10 protein-coding genes and 1 pseudogene are annotated in these 19,104 nt (G+C 39.0%); 9 read left to right on the top strand and 2 right to left on the bottom strand.

Annotated elements, in window-relative coordinates:
• Window positions 1-211 precede the first annotated feature (211 nt).
• From ndk to der, 9 genes and pseudogenes are all read left to right on the top strand, one after another.
• A complete protein-coding gene (gene ndk, locus QL989_RS17810) occupies window positions 212-643 on the top strand; it encodes a nucleoside-diphosphate kinase (protein ID WP_008111339.1) in 432 nt (143 codons plus the stop codon).
• Between the two features lie 183 nt (window positions 644-826).
• A complete protein-coding gene (locus QL989_RS17805; RefSeq protein WP_010389431.1) occupies window positions 827-1,957 on the top strand; it encodes a bifunctional tRNA (adenosine(37)-C2)-methyltransferase TrmG/ribosomal RNA large subunit methyltransferase RlmN in 1,131 nt (376 codons plus the stop codon).
• Window positions 1,958-2,071: 114 nt separating this feature from the next.
• A pseudogene (gene pilW / locus QL989_RS17800) lies at window positions 2,072-2,971 on the top strand (type IV pilus biogenesis/stability protein PilW); the annotation flags it as partial.
• A 372-nt stretch (window positions 2,972-3,343) separates the two neighbouring features.
• Window positions 3,344-4,225, top strand: a complete 882-nt coding sequence (locus QL989_RS17795) for a RodZ domain-containing protein (protein ID WP_178956959.1) — start codon at window positions 3,344-3,346, stop codon at window positions 4,223-4,225.
• Window positions 4,226-4,230: 5 nt separating this feature from the next.
• Complete coding sequence (gene ispG / locus QL989_RS17790) at window positions 4,231-5,349, top strand: flavodoxin-dependent (E)-4-hydroxy-3-methylbut-2-enyl-diphosphate synthase (RefSeq protein WP_198522851.1); 1,119 nt, start codon at window positions 4,231-4,233, stop codon at window positions 5,347-5,349.
• Between the two features lie 186 nt (window positions 5,350-5,535).
• Window positions 5,536-6,816, top strand: a complete 1,281-nt coding sequence (hisS, locus tag QL989_RS17785; protein ID WP_138605799.1) for a histidine--tRNA ligase — start codon at window positions 5,536-5,538, stop codon at window positions 6,814-6,816.
• A 51-nt stretch (window positions 6,817-6,867) separates the two neighbouring features.
• On the top strand, window positions 6,868-7,488 hold the full coding sequence (locus tag QL989_RS17780) for a tetratricopeptide repeat protein (protein ID WP_290171465.1): 621 nt from the start codon (window positions 6,868-6,870) through the stop codon (window positions 7,486-7,488).
• Between the two features lie 10 nt (window positions 7,489-7,498).
• Window positions 7,499-8,677 carry an outer membrane protein assembly factor BamB gene (bamB, locus tag QL989_RS17775; RefSeq protein WP_290171464.1) on the top strand — a complete coding sequence of 393 codons (1,179 nt, stop codon included), beginning with the start codon at window positions 7,499-7,501 and terminating at the stop codon, window positions 8,675-8,677.
• Between the two features lie 93 nt (window positions 8,678-8,770).
• Window positions 8,771-10,240, top strand: coding sequence for a ribosome biogenesis GTPase Der (der, locus tag QL989_RS17770; RefSeq protein ID WP_010389444.1), 1,470 nt, complete (start codon window positions 8,771-8,773; stop codon window positions 10,238-10,240).
• Between the two features lie 95 nt (window positions 10,241-10,335).
• On the opposite strand, the gene QL989_RS17765 is transcribed toward der, so the two are convergent.
• Window positions 10,336-10,929, bottom strand: coding sequence for a hypothetical protein (locus QL989_RS17765; RefSeq protein ID WP_290171462.1), 594 nt, complete (start codon window positions 10,927-10,929; stop codon window positions 10,336-10,338).
• 11 nt (window positions 10,930-10,940) lie between these two features.
• Window positions 10,941-19,103 (bottom strand): thrombospondin type 3 repeat-containing protein, encoded by an 8,163-nt coding sequence (locus QL989_RS17760; RefSeq protein WP_290171461.1) that lies wholly within the window; start codon window positions 19,101-19,103, stop codon window positions 10,941-10,943.
• Between the last annotated feature and the right edge of the window lies 1 nt (window position 19,104).

The following is a 19,104-nucleotide window of genomic DNA, read 5'->3' as shown; positions in this document are numbered from 1 at the left end:
TTTAACAAAAGTCACACCATTTAGATAAAAAAGTATAGTTCAAGTTTATGAACATATAATAAATGTAAAAACATTGTTTTTAGTTCATAAATACAAGCTAGCAAATTTAAAAAGTTGGAAAAGTAGAATAAATTAGGTTTTTTTAACTAAAACGCGTATAATTCGCGCCCGTTAATATTCAACCTTTTATTTAAATTATTGGAGCACAAAGATGGCTTTAGAGCGTACTTTTTCAATCGTAAAACCTGATGCAGTTGCTAAAAACCACATCGGCGCAATCTACAACCGTTTCGAAACTGCGGGTCTTAAAATCGTTGCAGCTAAAATGGTTCACCTTTCACAAGAGAAAGCTGAAGGTTTCTACGCTGAACACAGCGAACGTCCTTTCTTTGGCGCTTTAGTATCTTTCATGACTTCTGGCCCAGTAATGGTTACCGTTCTTGAAGGCGAAAACGCTGTTCTTAAAAACCGTGAAATCATGGGTGCTACTAACCCTGCTGAAGCACTAGCTGGCACTTTACGTGCAGACTACGCTGATAGCATCGACGAAAATGCGGTTCACGGTTCTGACGCTGTTGAATCTGCTGCTCGCGAAATCGCGTACTTCTTCGCTGACGAAGAACTTTGCCCACGTACTCGTTAATTCGAGTTCACAGCTAACCCTGTGATGCAAAGTATGAAAAGGGCTTTCGAGCCCTTTTTTAGTCATTACGTAAAGTATTAGCCGTTTATTTATGATGTTTTACTTAATGATTATAGTGGATGAATTGTGTACAATTCGTCCTTGTAAATTTTTACCATCACCGCCACCGATTGAGGTTGTTACATGACCGAGCAAAAAAAGATTAACTTATTAGATTTAAACCGAGATGCAATGCGAGAGCTATTTGTATCATTCGGTGAAAAGCCATTCCGTGGCGATCAGGTGATGAAATGGATTTATCATTTTGGCGTAGATAATTTCGACGAAATGAGTAACGTAAACAAAAAGCTAAAAGAAAAGCTTAAAAATGAATGCGAAATTGTTGCACCAGAAATATCAGTTCGCCAACAAGCCAGCGACGGTACCATCAAATACGCACTCGTGTTAGAAGGCGGTCAAGAAGTTGAAGCAGTTTGGATCCCAGAAAAAGATCGCGCCACCTTGTGTGTATCTTCTCAAGTGGGCTGTGCACTAGAATGTACTTTTTGCTCAACAGCTCAACAAGGCTTTAACCGTAACTTAAAAGTGTCTGAAATTATCGGCCAAGTATGGCGAGTAGCCAAAGACATTGGCCTTGATGGCAACAGCGAAAAGCGTCCTGTCACTAACGTAGTGATGATGGGTATGGGCGAGCCGTTACTTAACGTTAAAAACGTGGTACCTGCAATGGAGTTAATGATGGACGACTGGGGCTTTGGTTTATCTAAACGCCGCGTTACATTAAGCACCTCAGGTGTGGTACCTGCTCTTGATTTATTGAAAGAAAAAATAGACGTAGCACTGGCAATTTCACTGCATGCGCCAGATAACGCCCTGCGTGATATTTTAGTACCGATCAATAAAAAATACCCAATTGAAGAGTTTTTAGCTGCGTGTCGTCGTTACATAGACGGTTCAAAAGCCAACAAAGATGTGACTATTGAATATGTAATGCTTAACGGCGTTAACGATAGTACCGATCAAGCTCATGAACTGGTTAAAACGTTAAAAGGAACACCCTCTAAGGTAAACCTTATTCCATTTAATCCATTCCCAGGTAATGAATATACTCGTTCAAGCAACAGTCGAATTGATCGCTTCTCTAAAGTATTACAAGCTGCCGGGATTACCTGTATTGTTCGTCGTACCCGAGGAGATGACATTGACGCTGCCTGTGGTCAACTAGCTGGCGATGTTGTAGACCGTACGAAGCGTATGGCGAAAAAGAAAATGCGTGATGACAATGCAATTGCAGTGAATATTCATCAAGCCTAATTTTTTGAGTAATCAAAAGCCTTTGTGATATATCGTTTATTTTTAAATAAATGATGCAACACAAAGGCTTTGAGGTAAGATAGAGGTTATGGATATAAATAAAGAGACAAAGTAATGCGATCTTTACTTACGTTAGCACTATCAACACTGTTTTTAAGCGGTTGTGTTACCGAAAATAGTTACAACGGCAGCGATAAACCGGTCCTCGAGAATAAAATTAATAACGATGGTGCAGCTCGCACGCGCATAGCATTGGCATTACAGTATTTAAATACAGGCAATAACTCTCAAGCTAAATATAACCTAGAACGTGCCAACGAGTACGCTCCAAACTTACCCGAAGTACACTACTCTTTAGCATACTATTACCAACAAGTTGGCGAGAACGGATTAGCCGACAAAGCCTATCAAAAAGCACTGGCTATCAAGCCAAATGACCCTAACACCTTAAACAACTACGGCACGTTTTTGTGCAGTATTAATGAGTATGATCGCGCCACCGATCAATTTTTAAAAGCGATTGAAATACCTAGTTATATTCGTGTAGCGCAAAGCTATGAAAATTTGGCTCTGTGCGCTATTGAATTTAACGATTTCACAAATGCCGAGAGCTATTTTCAACAAGCACTAAACCATAGCTCACAACGCGCATCTACATTAATAAGTTTAGCGGCTCTATATTATGCAAAAAGCGACTTGTACAAAGCCAGTAACTTAATAAAACGTTATGACGATACCGCGCAAGTTTCTTCTCGCGCTTTGTTGCTTGGCTATTTGGTTAAACAACGAATGGGGAAAATTGAAGAAGCAGAAAAAATTGCGACAACCTTACTACAAACCTACCCAAGTAGTATGCAAGCTAACGCCATTCGCGATAATCAGTTAAGACGAACAGAATTTGAAGTACTACGTGAAAAATATCGCCAAGCCCAGCTAGATGAATTACAAGAAAGTAGTAATAACAACCAAATTATTGCTGAGCCGAAAATAAAAATTATTCGTAAAAAAAGCCCAGTACCGGCTTCAAATAACAAAGCGTCAGATGAGCAAATAAAAAAAATACGTTAGATAATTACACTCCTTTTAACTGTAAACTAAAATAAAGCACAAAGGGTGATGTGCAAATGCTTGTTTTAGGGGAAAGCAATTTAGCATTTCAGTGTGATACAATGCTAAACTGCTACAAATGAGGTGTATTAAAGGACTTAAAAACACATAAACTTTATCAAAACACGGTATAGTTTTTAAAATATTAAATGTAGTGCCTTTTTATAGTGCGCCTTAGCAACAAGAATTAACGAATACTAAAAAATAAAAACGAAGTCTTACTCTGGTTGTTAAGCCAAAACTTAAACTTTTACTAGTGGATCCAAACTGATACACATTATGAATGAAGATAATACACAACCGCAGAGCGATGAACCCTCTGTAGGTCAAATACTAAAAACACATAGAGAAAATGCAAACATTAGCCTTGCTAATATTGCCTCGTTATTAAAGTTAACTGAATTACAAGTTCAGCATATTGAAAACGATGAATATCATTTACTAGGCGCAAAAACATTTGTTAAAGGCTACATAAAAAATTATTGCCGCACACTAAACATAGATAGCAGCGCTATTTTAGCGATGTTGCCTGCCTTTAGTGCTTCAGATAAGCCTGTAGATATGCAAAGCTTTTCAAGGCGTACAGAAAAAGAAGCGCATGACAGTCGACTAATGACGGTAAGTTACTTAATTTTAGCCATTGTTATTGGCTCATCAGCCGTATGGTGGTGGCAAAATGCAACGCCTATTGATGAACAAACTAATACTATAAAAGCGAGTAACTCATTCATCACTGTGCAACAAGAAAATACAAAACGACTCGCTGATGAGGCCAATGAAGCTGTCGATGAAGCACAATCAAATGATATTGAGCCTGCACCACAAGCAAACCCAGCCGTAATCAATGAACAACAAACAATTCAGGCTGCGCCCCTTAACGATGCACAAAGCCAAAGTGAACCAACAAGCAGTGATTTAAGCACCATTATTATGATGTTTAATGACGAAAGCTGGGTTGAAATCCACGATGCCAACGATGAGAAAATTGCATTTGGTGTAAAAAAAGCAGGCTACGAAATGACCTTAACTGGTGTAGCGCCTTTTTCAGTGGTACTAGGCAAGCACGATGTTGTTCGTATTACCCTAAATGGTGAGCCAGTTGATATTTCGGCTTTTCCTAAAAACCGTTTAGCTAAATTTAAATTACCCTTAGCAGAGTAGTCGCTATGTTTTCAGAATCTCCTATAAAACGCAGAAAATCCACCCGCATTAATGTGGGTAATGTTCCAATTGGTGATGGTGCACCAATTGCTGTGCAGTCAATGACCAACACAGACACAATGGACATTGATGCCACTGTAGCTCAAATTCAAGCGATTCAAGATGCCGGTGCTGACATAGTACGTGTATCTGTTCCTACCATGGATGCAGCTGAAGCATTTAAAAGCATTAAAGAGCAGGTATCGATACCGCTGGTTGCTGATATTCACTTTGACTACCGCATTGCATTAAAAGTAGCAAAGTATGGTGTTGATTGTTTACGTATTAACCCAGGAAACATTGGCAGTGAAGAACGTATTAGAGCCGTTGTTGATTCGGCCCGAGAGCATAACATTCCAATTCGTATTGGCGTAAATGGCGGCTCACTTGAGCGCGACCTACAAGAAAAATACGGCGAGCCAACACCTGAAGCTCTACTTGAATCTGCTATGCGTCATGTAGATATATTACGTCGCTTAGACTTTGACCAATTTAAAATTTCAGTGAAAGCATCAGACGTATTTTTAGCGGTTGGCGCGTATCGTCTACTTGCAAAAGAAATCGATCAGCCACTGCATTTAGGCATTACTGAAGCAGGCGGCATGCGCTCTGGCTCAGTTAAATCGGCCGTCGGTTTAGGCATGTTATTAGCTGAAGGTATTGGTGACACGCTGCGTGTATCACTAGCGGCAGACCCAGTTCAAGAAATAAAAGTAGGCTTTGATATATTAAAATCATTGCGTATTCGCTCTCGCGGCATTAATTTTATTGCTTGCCCTAGCTGTTCGCGCCAAGAGTTTGATGTAGTAAGCACCATGAATCAACTTGAAGAGCGCTTAGAAGATATTATTGAGCCAGTTTCAGTGTCAGTCATTGGCTGTGTGGTTAACGGACCAGGCGAAGCATTAGTGAGTGATATTGGCCTTGCCGGCGCAAACCGTCGCTCAGGTTTATACATTAACGGCGAGCGCCAAAAAGCGCGTATTGATAACAATAATATTGTTGATCAACTTGAAGGCTATGTACGTGATTTCATTGATCAGAAACAACAGCAAACTCCAATCGATATAAAAATCGTAGAGTGATGTGTTGTTACAACACTATGTATTTAATTGACCTTTTTTAGCCGCGGCATTCAAACGTAGTATAAATTACGTACGCCCCGCTGCGCTCGCAATTACCTTATAGTTAGGGTTATAATGCAGGGTCGATTTTTTAGTTTTACGTGGTTGCAGCCCAGAGCTGCACATAAACAGATTTAGGATTTATCAGTGGCAAAACAAATTCAGGCAGTTCGCGGTATGAACGATTGCCTGCCAGGCGATACGCAAGTTTGGCAGAAAGTAGAACACATTTTACGCGAGACCGTATCATCGTTTGGTTATCAAGAAATTCGTTTTCCAATTGTAGAATCAACCGACCTATTTAAACGCTCTATTGGTGAAGTAACCGATATAGTAGAAAAAGAAATGTACACCTTTGCCGATCGTAACGGCGACAATTTAACTCTGCGCCCAGAAGGGACTGCAGTGTGTGTACGTGCAGGTAACGAAAATGGCCTGTTATACAATCAAGAACAACGCCTTTGGTACATGGGCCCTATGTTTCGCCATGAACGCCCACAAAAAGGTCGCTACCGTCAATTTCATCAGTTTGGTTTAGAGACTTTTGGTATTGCCAGCGCCGATATTGACGCCGAAGTTATTTTACTCACGGCGCAACTTTGGGAAGCATTTGGCATTACTGACCATGTGCGTTTAGAACTTAATTCATTAGGTTCAAACGAAGCACGTGCACAGTACCGCGATGCCTTAATCGCCTTTTTAGAACAACATACCGATGTACTAGATGAAGATTCTAAGCGTCGTATGTACTCTAACCCACTGCGCGTTTTGGATACTAAAAATCCAGATATTCAGGCAATCTTAGTCGATGCACCAAAGCTATCTGAACATTTAGATGCTGAATCAAAAGAACATTTTGAAAATTTATGTGAACGATTAGATGCCGCAGGCGTCAAATACACGGTTAATGAAAAGCTGGTACGTGGCTTAGATTATTACAACCGCACTGTATTTGAATGGGTAACCGACAGCTTAGGTGCACAAGGTACTGTATGTGCTGGTGGTCGTTATGATGGCTTAGTAGAGCAATTAGGCGGTAAATCAACCCCTGCGGTAGGTTTCGCGATGGGTTTAGAGCGCTTGGTTTTACTACTTCAAGCACTTGAATGTGTAGGTGACATACGCCGTAGTGCTGATGTATATTTAGCAGCTATGGGCGACAAAGCCAGTATTCAAGCGCCTATAATTGCATCTACCTTACGTCGTGATGTACCTGGATTACGGGTTATGGTGCACGCTGGCGCTGGTAACTTTAAAAAACAACTCAAACGTGCTGATAAAAGCGATGCGCTCGTCGCAATTATTATCGGTGAAGATGAATTAGAGCAAGGCGTTGTGACTATTAAATACTTACGTGAGCGTAAGGAACAAGTCACACTAGAACTAGAACAAGCTAAAACGTTACTTGCAGAACTAATTAATAGCTAATAGCTAAATTATATAAAGCGTAAGTAGTGAAGCGCTTTAACAGAGGTAAGCATGGAAATTTATTCAACAGAAGAACAACAAGCAGAAGCAATTAAACGCTTTTTTCGTGAAAACGGCCTTTCACTAGCGTTAGGCGTTATTGTTGGTTTAGGTGGTTTATATGGCTGGAAAGCATACAACCAAAATCAAATAACGACTGCAGAGCAAGCATCTGATGCATACACTAAGCTTGTTGAAAGCGACAGCGTATTAGCATCTGCTGATGCATTTATCAGTGAAAACAAAGACACTCAGTACGCAACTCTAGCGGCATTTGTTGCTGCAAAAGAAGCCGTAGATGCCCAAAACTTAGATGTAGCAAATGAAAAGTTAAGCTGGATCGTAACTAACGTTGATAACGCAGAGCTTAAAGCCATTGCAACAACACGTTTAGCGCGTGTGCAAATTGCTCAGCAGCAATACGATGATGCATTAAGTACGTTAAATGCTCCTCTTCCTGAAGCATTTAACGCAAATGTGGCTGAATTAAAAGGTGACATTTACACTCAGCAAGGCAATAAAGAACAAGCACGCGTAGCCTACCAAGCTGCTGTTGATGCCGGCGGATTAACGAGTAATCCTCTTTTACAAATTAAGTTAGATGACCTAGCAGTAACTAGCCCAGCGGCATAAGGTTTTAGGCATGAGAAAAATAACAACAGCAACGCTTGCCCTATGTATGGCAACCCTAATGGGGTGTTCTTCAAGTGATGACGAAGAAGAACTGGTGCTTCCAGAAATAGCCAATCAGTTTGAAACTGATGTGGTATGGCAAGAATCTATTGGTAACGGTGTAGAGCATTACTTTTCACGCCTATCACCTGCTGTTTATAAAGAGACAGTGTATGTTGCTAGCCGTGAAGGCCAAGTAGAAGCCTTATCACTTGCCAATGGCGATACCCAATGGGAAACCGACGTTCGCCAAGATTTATCGTTTTGGCCTTGGAGCGATAACGATAGTGCAAAATTATCAGGCGGAATATTACAAGCTTATGGTAAAATCTATTTAGGCTCTGAACATGGTTATGTAATTGCACTTGACCGTGAGACTGGTAAAGAAGTTTGGCGTAAAAAAGTACCTGGCGAATCACTCTCTAAACCCGCTGCAGGCGATGGCTTAATCTTTGTCAATTTAGCCTCAGGTAAGTTACTTGCGCTTCACCCAGATACTGGTGAAGAACGCTGGAGCTTTGAGCAAGAAGTGCCACCGCTGACTTTACGCGGTCAAAGCTCACCTACTGTGGCTAACGGTGGTGTGTTACTAGGCTTAGAAACTGGTAAGTTAAGTGTTTTAATTTCTGAGAGTGGCTACTCGGCATGGAGTGCAGAAATTGCAGTGCCAAAAGGCGCATCAGAGTTTGAACGTTTAGTTGATGTAGATACGCAGCCGATCATTAGCGGTCCATTTGCTTACGCTATTGCATACAATGGTAACTTATCAGCAGTAGATATTCGTTCAGGTAATGTTGTATGGAAACGTGAATACAGCAGCTACCGTGAAATTAGCATGGATTTGCAAACAATTTACGTTGTTGATAGTAACGGCGTTGTTTATGCACTTGATAAAGATTCAGGCATTGAACGTTGGAGCCAACCCGCTCTACGTGGCTGGTACTTAACAGGTCCAGCGGTTGCCGGTAATTATTTAGCGTTAGGTGACCAAGAAGGCAATTTGCATTGGTTAAATAAAGAAACTGGCGAGCTAGTATCTCGTGAAGACTTTGACAGCTCAGGTTTTTTTGTTGAGCCCGTTGTCGCTGACGATAAATTGATTTTATACACCCGCGATGGTGAAGTTAGCGCGGTAAAAATACCGAACTAACTGTCTACTATTAGTGTAAGGCACTAATAGTTAATTATTTTTTGTAAGGCTTCGCACTGCGAAGCCTTTTGTTGTTTTTTAAAGAGGTAGTTTATGCTTCCCGTGATCGCTCTTGTAGGGCGACCCAATGTGGGCAAATCCACATTATTTAACCGTTTAACACGTACTCGTGATGCACTCGTTGCCGACTTTCCTGGCTTAACGCGTGATAGAAAATATGGCCAAGCAAATTACGATGGCTTTGAATTTATCGTGGTAGATACGGGCGGTATTGATGGCTCAGAAGAAGGTATCGAAACCGAAATGGCTGATCAGTCATTACTAGCCATTGAAGAAGCGGATATTGTTTTATTTTTAGTTGATGCTCGCGTGGGTATGACAGTGGCTGATCAAGCTATTGCTAACCACTTACGTAAGCAAGAGAAAAAATGTTTTGTTGTTGCCAATAAAACAGACGGCATTGATGCTGACTCAAACTGTGCTGAATTTTATCAACTTTCACTTGGTGAAGTTCATCATATCGCTGCCGCACATGGCCGTGGTATTACTTTACTGCTTGAGCAAACTCTTCAGCCTGTTATTGCTGAACTTGCCGCTCTTGATGAAGATGTAGCCGATGACGATGAAGAACTTATCGACTTATATCAAGAAGGTGAAGAAGATGACACCGATCACCAAGCGTTTGCCGACAAGCCGGTAAAGCTGGCAATTATTGGTCGTCCAAATGTAGGTAAGTCAACCCTTACTAACCGTATACTAGGTGAAGACCGGGTTATTGTATACGATATGCCAGGTACAACCCGCGACTCAATTTACATTCCGATGACCCGTAACGACAAAGAATATATTCTTATCGATACCGCTGGTGTGCGTAAACGTAAAAAAGTAAGTGACGTGGTTGAGAAATTCTCAGTCATTAAAACGCTACAAGCAATCGAAGATTGTAACGTCGTGTTACTAGTGGTTGATGCCCGCGATGGTATCTCTGATCAAGACTTAAGCCTGTTAGGTTTTGCCCTTAACTCAGGACGCTCATTGGTTATTGCCGTGAACAAGTGGGATGGCCTAGATAACTACGTTAAAGACCGTATTAAGACTGAGCTTGATCGTCGTTTAGGCTTTATTGATTTTGCCCGCCTACACTTTATCTCTGCTCTGCATGGTACCGGTGTTGGCCATTTATTTGAATCAGTTGACGAAGCGTATGAGTCGGCAACTAAGCGAATTAGCACTGCTATGTTACGTCGTATTATGGACATGGCACAGGCCGACCACCAGCCGCCACTTGTTCGTGGGCGTCGTGTAAAGCTTAAGTATGCGCATGCTGGGGGCTATAACCCGCCACGTATCGTTATTCATGGTAACCAAGTGCATGACTTACCTGATAGCTACAAACGCTACTTAATGAACTACTACCGTAAAGCACTTAAAATTATGGGTACGCCAATCAAAATTGAATTTAGAGAAGGCGATAACCCATTTGCAGGGCGTACTAATAAAGTAACCCTGTCGCAAAAACGTAAAATTCGCGCGTTTAGTAAAGAAAACCGCAATAAATCTTAGAGCTGTGAGCTAGCCTCTATAGTAAAAGTCGAGCCTTAAACATGTTTGTATTAAGGCTCGGTTAACTTCAAAGATAACTGCAATTTTATTTTTTATCAATTAATATACAAGTCACCAATTATTTCGCCCATTCTTTGTTTCATCAAGCGTATTCTATCTTTATGTAACGTTCTCGCCAAACCGATTCGATCACTAGCAATTGCAATCAATAAATATAAAGACCTGCTCATTCCCTGCACTGACAGCCTTCGATTTCTCACATCAACATTCTCGATATAATGTTTTTTTATGTCCTCAAAATGCGAATAAATTAGAGTTAAATCTTGTTGTTCAGGGTATGATTTATCTGCACACCAGCAAGTTAAGTTAATTGTTATTTCTTTGTTAAAAATATCTGAGATTCCAATTGCGTACATCTGCTTTTTGAGTAAAGGGTGAATAACCCTGATAGTAGAACCATCCAGCGAATACTTTAAATATTTTATAGCATCCAAAGAAAAGTTCTTATCAATAGTATTTGACTCTAATACTTCAGCGTTATTATCTATGACTTGTACCAAAAAATTATTGTAATCACCATCAGAGCTTAGGTTGAGCTGTATAGGTAAAAACAAATAATAACCTATAGAAACCAAAATCCCACTTATGAATATGCCTAAAGCGTATTTTTTTCTACTTATAGATGACATATAAATTCCATTTACGGGTTTATAACTAAATTAACTGGATATACAAAAATGGTATTGTCTGAACCATCTTTTAACAAAATCTCGAGGCCTACTTCCTCGTTATCCAATATAGAGTCAGCTAAAATCTCGTAAGTTAATTTCATAGAATTCTCGCTAATGAAAGCTGCGCTAACTGTATTAATTTCAGTACCATTCGGCACTTGAGAAAATTGACTAAAAATGTTCCTTACCTGAGACATAAGCTGTTTATTTTCAGTCACTACAACTTCGAAAGTCGTATTTTGCCCAGTGAGAATGTTCACGACTATTCTAGGCGTACTCGTATCAACTACAATAGGGACATACTTAATTTTTGTTTCACCATTATATTTAGCACTAACTTCAATTGTATGATTGCCCTCGTCGAGAACCAGCTCATGAGAAAACGTACCATCACTGTATACAGTTACATTATCACCATTAATTTCAACTAGTGCCGAAAGGTGATTAACAATCCCTTCAATAAACACTTTATTTGAATTAATCTTCTCATCATTGCTGGGAGAAGTGACAGTTAATTCAAGCTCTAGCTTTTGTTCATCAACTACAGATACAGTAAGCGGTATTGTTTTTGTTGCTATTATTTTATTTTCTGAATCATTTAAAGAAAGTGACAACACCGTTGAGTGCTTTGAAACAGGCATTGAAACGCTAGCACTAAATTGATAATCAAAAGCGACCCCCTCACTATTAAAATAAACTCTTACGAACTTAAAACTTAAACCTTCTGGCAGCTGTGAGAGATTATAAGAATAAGCAGTAAGCTTTGACTTTTGCTCATCACTTAAAACCATAGTTGTACTTTGTACCAAGCTATCGTTACCTTGTGTAACTTCAATTACTTCATCTTCAATAGCTTCGTTTATAATTACAGATACAGTCTGATTCACTCGTTCTAAATCGTTATAGGCAACAATATTAAGGTTATGCTCCCCATAATCCAACACAATAGCATGTAAAAACTCACCAGATACATTAACTGAGACCTCCTGATCATTAATGGTTACAAAAGCACTCGCATCAGATACAACCCCTGTTATGGTTATATCATTACGATCAAAAGTACTGTTATTTGCTGGTGATGTAATCATCAAAGATAAAGGCTGCGGGAGAACCTCAAAAGAAACTTCCTTAGAAGCAGACTGAAAGCCGTTGTCAGCATTAATGAGAACTTGATGAGCTCCTTCACTGAAAAACAAAGTTTTAGCAAACTTCCCTTCATCATCAACAATAGCTGTTTGACCATTCACTGTTATGTTAGCTAAGGGGTCATTCACCTTTCCAGAAAATACCACGCTAGGCTCTGATAAAGCAGCATTTTGTACTGGGCTGGTTATTGTTAAATCTAAGTCGCCGAGTAAAACATTAACATGAAAAGTTGTTATGGCTTGTTGTTCTGTATTGATTGCAGTAACGGTTACAAAGTTAATTCCTTCAACTAAATTTAATTCATATGAGAAATTGCCTATATCGCTTACAGCCGCTGGGCTCCCGTTTATCTGAATTAATGCGGATGGATCATTTACATTGCCTGTAATAGTATAATTGAGCGTATTTATCCTTTGATTCTCATATAGATTATCTAATTTTACTTTTAAGCGCTCAATGCCTACATAAATTACTAGATCTAAAATATCTGAGTGAATAACAACTCCAGAGCCATCGATTAAATCTATTTTTACTGGGACTGTATAAATTCCAGCTTCAACAGAGTCATCAATATTTACTGTATATTCAAAAACAACAGTGTCCCTAGGTTGACCCTCTATTCTTTTATAATTAACGTCTACATTTACCCCATATTTAGGAGAGTTTATATCTCTTCTATAACTGCTAAGTTTTGATACAACTTCATTTGTAGTTTTTAATTTCCGCTCTATCGATTTGCTAGTACCGTTAACTACCTCAACATGTGTTTTCTCAGGGACAACAAGGTTAACTGATATTAACTTTCTAGATTCCCCAAAACTATTTTTTGCTACAATTTCAATATCATTTATACCTTCAACTAAAATATAGTTAAGAGAAAAAGATCCAATTTCAAAATCAATATCGTGCTCATGTCCATTAACGGTCAAGTATGCATTTTTATCATCAACTGAACCCAATATATATATGTTTTTTTCCCTTGTTTGATAGCTACTGGATTCGGGAACTTCTATAGTAATGTTAGGAGGACCATATTCAACGGAAAAATTGACAATCTTTTCAGTTACTCCAGCATCATTTTTCGCACTAATAACTAAATGATGTTCGCCTTGAGAATAGGCTGCTCTATGATAAAAATACCCATCACTTCCGACCTCAACCTTTACCCCATCAATCAATAACTCTTGAATAGGAATAGCTTTATCAATACGCCCCTTAAGTTCAACGTCCTTCAAACCATCATCAAACAATTTATAAACTGAGTTTTGAGTAGGTGCTAAAATCTCGAATGAAGGTCGTGGCATAGGGTTGCGTATAACTGTTAAAGTTTTTTGAACGACTTGATCATTCAAAGTAGCATGCGCTTTAATAATAATTTCATTCTCGCCAAGATGAAGTGGCACCTTTAGTACATGATGAAGACCATCCCGAGCTGGCCAGCCATAATCCGAAAGAAACTGTTTAGTTGTTAGATTATCATTTATATATACTTGCGAAAGGTTATCATTTTTAATTTCAACTTTAACTTCAACCTCTGAAAGGAAAGTTTCACTATTGAGGGCTGGTTCAATGACATCAATAATTGGTACCACATTTGGGCCTGACACAACATCTACATATCGATAAATATATCTTTCATTGGAAATTGGTAAACCATGACTGTTTAAATTAAGATTACTAGATATAGTTTGAGACCCAGGCGTTGCCCCCCCTTCATTTGTATTAAGGCCTAATGTAACTTCACCAACATAAATACCATCTGGATTATGTTGCTTCGGCCCAACTTGATACCAAGCATCCATATTTACAGTAGGAAAATCACTGGTTCTTTTCTCTCGACTCCATACATTCTCTGGAGTATTGTAAGTCACTAATTCATATTGGATATTTTCTCTAAACTCTTGCCCTGACTGCAGGGTATAGGCCAAATGTTCATACTCTAAGTTAAACTGTGTGGTTAATGAGTCCCCATTAGCATTATACACTTCTAATATATAGGGTTTATCAGAAAGTTTAAAAGCTCCTGCTAGCAGAAGGTACTCATTTATCCCATTATTTAAAGTGCTTCGTTGCACGGCTACATTTACGCCGTTAAGTTTTGCACTAGAGGGTATAAAGTTTGCTGCAGAGGCAATCAAGGTCGTTTTGTTGGTGTGAATTTTTTCATTTTCACCGTGGTTCCATATATAGAGTTGTGGCTCTTTCCCGATCTCCACATATTCAACTTTGTAGTGTACATTTTGATAATGAACTTGTTCACCAGATTTATTATAAACCCGAATATATCCAGATGTGTCAGCTGTATCACCAACAACCATATTAGATTGAAAGATTTCATAAGGAAACTCAACTAATACAGTTCTTCGAGATAACTCATCAACACCTAAATCTTTAATAACTTTGCTCGCCCCCATTCGACCGTAAGCGCCATAACTAGAGGAAGCGTTATCTGGAACTGGTGCTTGAAATAAACCAAGGTCACGATTTCTCAGCCAGCCTAAATCAAAGGTAAATTGGTCTGCTTCACTATATATGACCTCATCCATAGTAACCCAAACTCTTACGCTACTTGGCATAATCGTTTTTAATTTTAGAGTTTGTTTATCAAAGTAAACGATCGCAATTAGTTTTTGGCTAGTGTTATCCATAAATTCAATATCAACAACGATAAAGTTACGGCCTTCAATTAGAGGGTTAGAGTACTTTATTGCAAGATTTATGTCGCTTGCATCAGTCATTGATTGCCAATCACCATTATTGACCCTCGCTCTTTTGATTACTCCATCAGTCGCCACATTAATTTCAGGTGTATATGTATACAAGTGCTCACGGTCTACTACGTTTGTAAAACGTGCAGTATATTTTTTTCCAATAACATTTAATTGATATTGACTTACTTTACCTTCCACTTCAGCAGTAATATTCAGCCAATTAGTTCCAGCGGAAATGGGAACATTAATTGAGAAATTTATACCATCGACTAACGCATCAATACCATTTACTTTTAGCTTCGCCCCCTCATTAGAGACAACACCTGAAAGTACGATATTACTTCCTGAAACATGCTGATTATGACTATGTGATGTAACAAATATTTGGCTATACCCTTCTGGATAGTAGTCTAATCGATATACTTCATTATTGATGATCCCTTCTCTAACAATCTCAAAAGCTAAGTAATTTCGACCAGCAGAAAGGTTAATTGGAATATCAAAAAAATCATTATCGAGACTAATGCTTTGCCCTTGATAATTAAGACTTTGCGCTTCAATCACATAGCCTTGAAACCTAATATCTGCGTCATTTACAACTTCACCATCCGAATGTGAGGTAACAAACATAGCTCCCCCACCATTTTCTTTAAGCAGAGTAATGTTTACCCACACGTCATCAATATGAGTCAACGAGCCATATGCATCGGTTACTTTAACTGGGATTGCAAATTGATGAGTACCGTATTGCAGATTAGTATTAATTGATCTGAAATTCATTGTAATACTTGGTGTTAAGCTTTGGTCAGCACTAACAAAGGACGCATAAAATCCAACTTTATCAAGATCAGGATAATAAGTTTGGTAACGTTCTGCTTTGATTGTTTTATCTTTCCCTAAATAAGTTACATATTGAGGAGATATCGGTAATTTTTCATCACTAAAGATTACCGACTGAGGTAACTTTACTTGCTGAGAAGCTCCTGCAGGAAGAGTCACTGTAATAGGGTAAGATGTAAGATGAACATTTTTTTCAACTTTAACGCCATAGTCACCATAAAGAGCGACTGTAACTACGTTATCTCCCTCTGTTAACTGTATTGGGTAAACAATAAACATACCGTCCTTTAATATACCTTCAACGCCATTGGCTACAACACGTTTAGCTCCTTGGTAGCGGCCTGCTATTGTAATAGACTTTGCACTTAAAGACTGTCCACTTTGGTGAGAAATCACGTCAAAAGTTGGCGGTATTACATGCTGTATAACAAACTCTAAATAGATTGGAGAGCCATTCTGGTCTCGCCCTTTAACAACAACTAAGTTTTCACCTTCTTTTAATGCAAAGTTTTCTAAGCTAAAACGCCCATCAATAACATCTACCGCAACCCCATTAACCAGAAGGACACCACTTGCTGTATCAATAAAACCACTCAAATTAATGCTTGAGGTTGTAACTACTTTTATTCCATCAAAGTTATCTATAGATACACCGAACTGATTCAAAATAGGTTTTTCTATTGTAAAGGGTGATATAACGTCTAACTGGTAACCTTGCAACACGCTAAGAGAAAAGTTTTCTCCTGATAACTCACCATCTACAAAAGCAGCTGTTTGACGCAGTCCTGAGTGGGCATTAATTCCTGTTATCGATTTAACTTTATCTTGACCATATTCTTCTAATAATTTAAAGGCAGTATCACCATTCGTAACACAAGGTAGCGACGTAAAATTAACCCCAATAGCCAAATCTAATGACTTGCAAGCCACTGCCACTGATTCGGGGAGTATATATTGTGTCAATGAGTCAACGATTACAGCTTTATACTCATTAAGGTCGAAATTAGTACCCACCCAGGCTTGCCCATCGAACGTAAATGTCTCGGAAATATTACCTTCTAAATCAATTGTGGCAAGCCGAGTTACAAACTCAGCACCACCCAATACCTCAACTAAATCTGATGCCTTCTTTGAAGTTAACCCTTCAATTGGGTAGTAAATATAGTTTTTACCTTTCAACAATTTAAGGTTTGGAATTAAAATACTGCTTCCTTGAGACACTTCCTGTAAATTACTAAACCCATCGTTATCAAAATCAGCCTCGCCATCACTTATAATATCTGACCACGAATATGCATCTTTTGGATCTGTATACAACTCATTTGACTCAACTTCGTTAGGAATACCATCTCCATCCATATCCTCATCACAAAGGTCTCCAATAGAATCACCATCGATATTGCTTTGATCTTCATTGTGAATCGCAGGACAGTTGTCATTAACATTTAAGATGCCATCTCCATCAATATCTTGCGGTGATATATCACACGCATCCCCTACTCCATCACCATCACCGTCAATTTGCTCTATATTACTGATAAATTGACAGTTGTCATTTTTAATAAAGGCACTACCCGCAACGAGTAAATTTAACAGGTTGCTGTGATCTGATGAACTATAAGCAGCAAACGCAGAACCATCATCTGATGATATAAATATTGTTTTCCCTTTTTGCGGAATGTGACTTGGTACACGAATATTAATAGACTGACTATCCGTAATGAGTTTTAATTGGCTATTAGGTTGGTTAACAATAACGCAATCACAACTTTCACCATCTAAAATCGAAATCAACTGCCCCAACTTCCCTTCGTCTTCAGGTGACAGCTCACTTGCATTAAACCTGTGCAAGCTCATATCAAATTCGCCTAAATAAATTTGCTCATTATCGTCAAATGTTTGTTTAGCAAAATGAATTTTTGCGTTCGAATTTTTGGCAAATGACAAATTGATGCTTTCAACCGACTCAAGACGGTATAGAGTCAATGCAATATTTGACGACTCTCCAGCTTGCTTGTAATCTAAAACGGTGTCATTGTCATCGTCCTCATCACATACATCACCTCGCCCATCCTCATCGTTATCTTTTTGATGTGGATTACCTAATAATGGGCAATTATCAATGACATCACCAATTAAGTCAGCGTCACTATCTTGTTGATCTGAGTTTGCAACCAATGGAGCATTGTCTTCATAATCATCTACGCCATCATTATCGTCATCGTCATCACATGCATCGCCAAAGTCATCACCATCTGTGTTTATTTGATTAGTGTTTGGAAGTGCAGGGCAGTTATCATTCTTATCCGCAACACCATCATTATCTAGATCTACATGAGGTGGATGAACATCCTTATCTTTGGGATCATACCCATCTTTAACCTCATCCCCATCTAAGAATCCATCGCCATCAGTATCTTTTGATAAAGCATCAGTTTGGAAAATTGATAACTCTTGGAAGTCCGTCAACCCGTCATTATCAGTATCAATTCTTAAGGCAGAGGTACCAGCAATCTTAACTTCTTGATAATCACTCACGCCATCGCCATCGGTATCAGCCAGATTGGATTGAGTTCCCAACTGAAATTCCTCTAAATTAGTAAGTCCATCACTATCCAAGTCAAAAGACGCATCATCACCATGAACATTTAAGCCATTTTCAAGCTCGTACCAATCTGGAATACCATCAGCATCGGTGTCCTTAGCACTGTTTAAAGTAATAGTTTGAGGGAGTATTTGTAAGCGACCTAATTGCGAATTCTCTGCCATCGCAAACCCTTCGTTTACTAAACCAGTTACGGCATGACCCTGAACCTCAACGTTAGAGCGCAGCATTGAAATATGTTTATCTCCATCTGCAACATTCGATAAACTAACCGCAGCCATATTTTCAGGAAGAGAATCTCCCACCACGTGAGAAAGAGGATAAACGGCACCAGGAAAACTAAAATACATTAATTTTCCAGCAGGGCTTTGCTCGCTTTCGTTTTCAATATAAGCAGCCAAGGTGTCGTTTAGCACAATATCTTCTCTGCTCATCGTTTTAACATGGAAAAGCGCACCTGATTCGGGCAAAGCATGGCTTTGCCCACTATTATCTAGCTGCTCTATACGAATATAGTAATGAGTATCAGGTGTTAAACCATAAACTCGCGTTCTAAATAAGCCCTGCGCCAACATTTGCTGCTTAACATCACTGTTTTCAGTATATGTAAATTGAGATGAACTGACACGTGTATCAACTAAGTCGCTACCTTTTGGATCTAAGTAAACTTTAACACTACCAGTGGAGTTTGACGGGGCAGCCCAAGCCACTACAAACGAGCGCGTATTTACATCTGATATTTTAACACTCGTATTATGAAGTTCGGCTGCCAAAACAAACGAGCACATCAACCAAAATATAAGTGTGGTTATTAAAAGTTTAATTTTCATC

The organism is Pseudoalteromonas sp. APC 3224 (genome assembly GCF_030407535.1).
In the GTDB taxonomy this organism is placed as follows: Bacteria; Pseudomonadota; Gammaproteobacteria; order Enterobacterales; family Alteromonadaceae; genus Pseudoalteromonas.
Note: the sequence above shows the minus strand (reverse complement) of the source record. Positions and strands in the feature narration are given on the sequence as shown.

Bases quoted from the DNA above. Each gene is read 5' to 3' on its own strand.
- ndk (WP_008111339.1), top strand. From the start codon at position 212: ATGGCTTTAGAGCGTACTTTTTCAATCGTAAAACCTGATGCAGTTGCT.
- QL989_RS17805 (WP_010389431.1), top strand. From the start codon at position 827: ATGACCGAGCAAAAAAAGATTAACTTATTAGATTTAAACCGAGATGCA.
- QL989_RS17795 (WP_178956959.1), top strand. From the start codon at position 3,344: ATGAATGAAGATAATACACAACCGCAGAGCGATGAACCCTCTGTAGGT.
- ispG (WP_198522851.1), top strand. From the start codon at position 4,231: ATGTTTTCAGAATCTCCTATAAAACGCAGAAAATCCACCCGCATTAAT.
- QL989_RS17780 (WP_290171465.1), top strand. From the start codon at position 6,868: ATGGAAATTTATTCAACAGAAGAACAACAAGCAGAAGCAATTAAACGC.
- bamB (WP_290171464.1), top strand. From the start codon at position 7,499: ATGAGAAAAATAACAACAGCAACGCTTGCCCTATGTATGGCAACCCTA.
- der (WP_010389444.1), top strand. From the start codon at position 8,771: ATGCTTCCCGTGATCGCTCTTGTAGGGCGACCCAATGTGGGCAAATCC.
- QL989_RS17765 (WP_290171462.1), bottom strand. From the start codon at position 10,929: ATGTCATCTATAAGTAGAAAAAAATACGCTTTAGGCATATTCATAAGT.
- QL989_RS17760 (WP_290171461.1), bottom strand. From the start codon at position 19,103: ATGAAAATTAAACTTTTAATAACCACACTTATATTTTGGTTGATGTGC.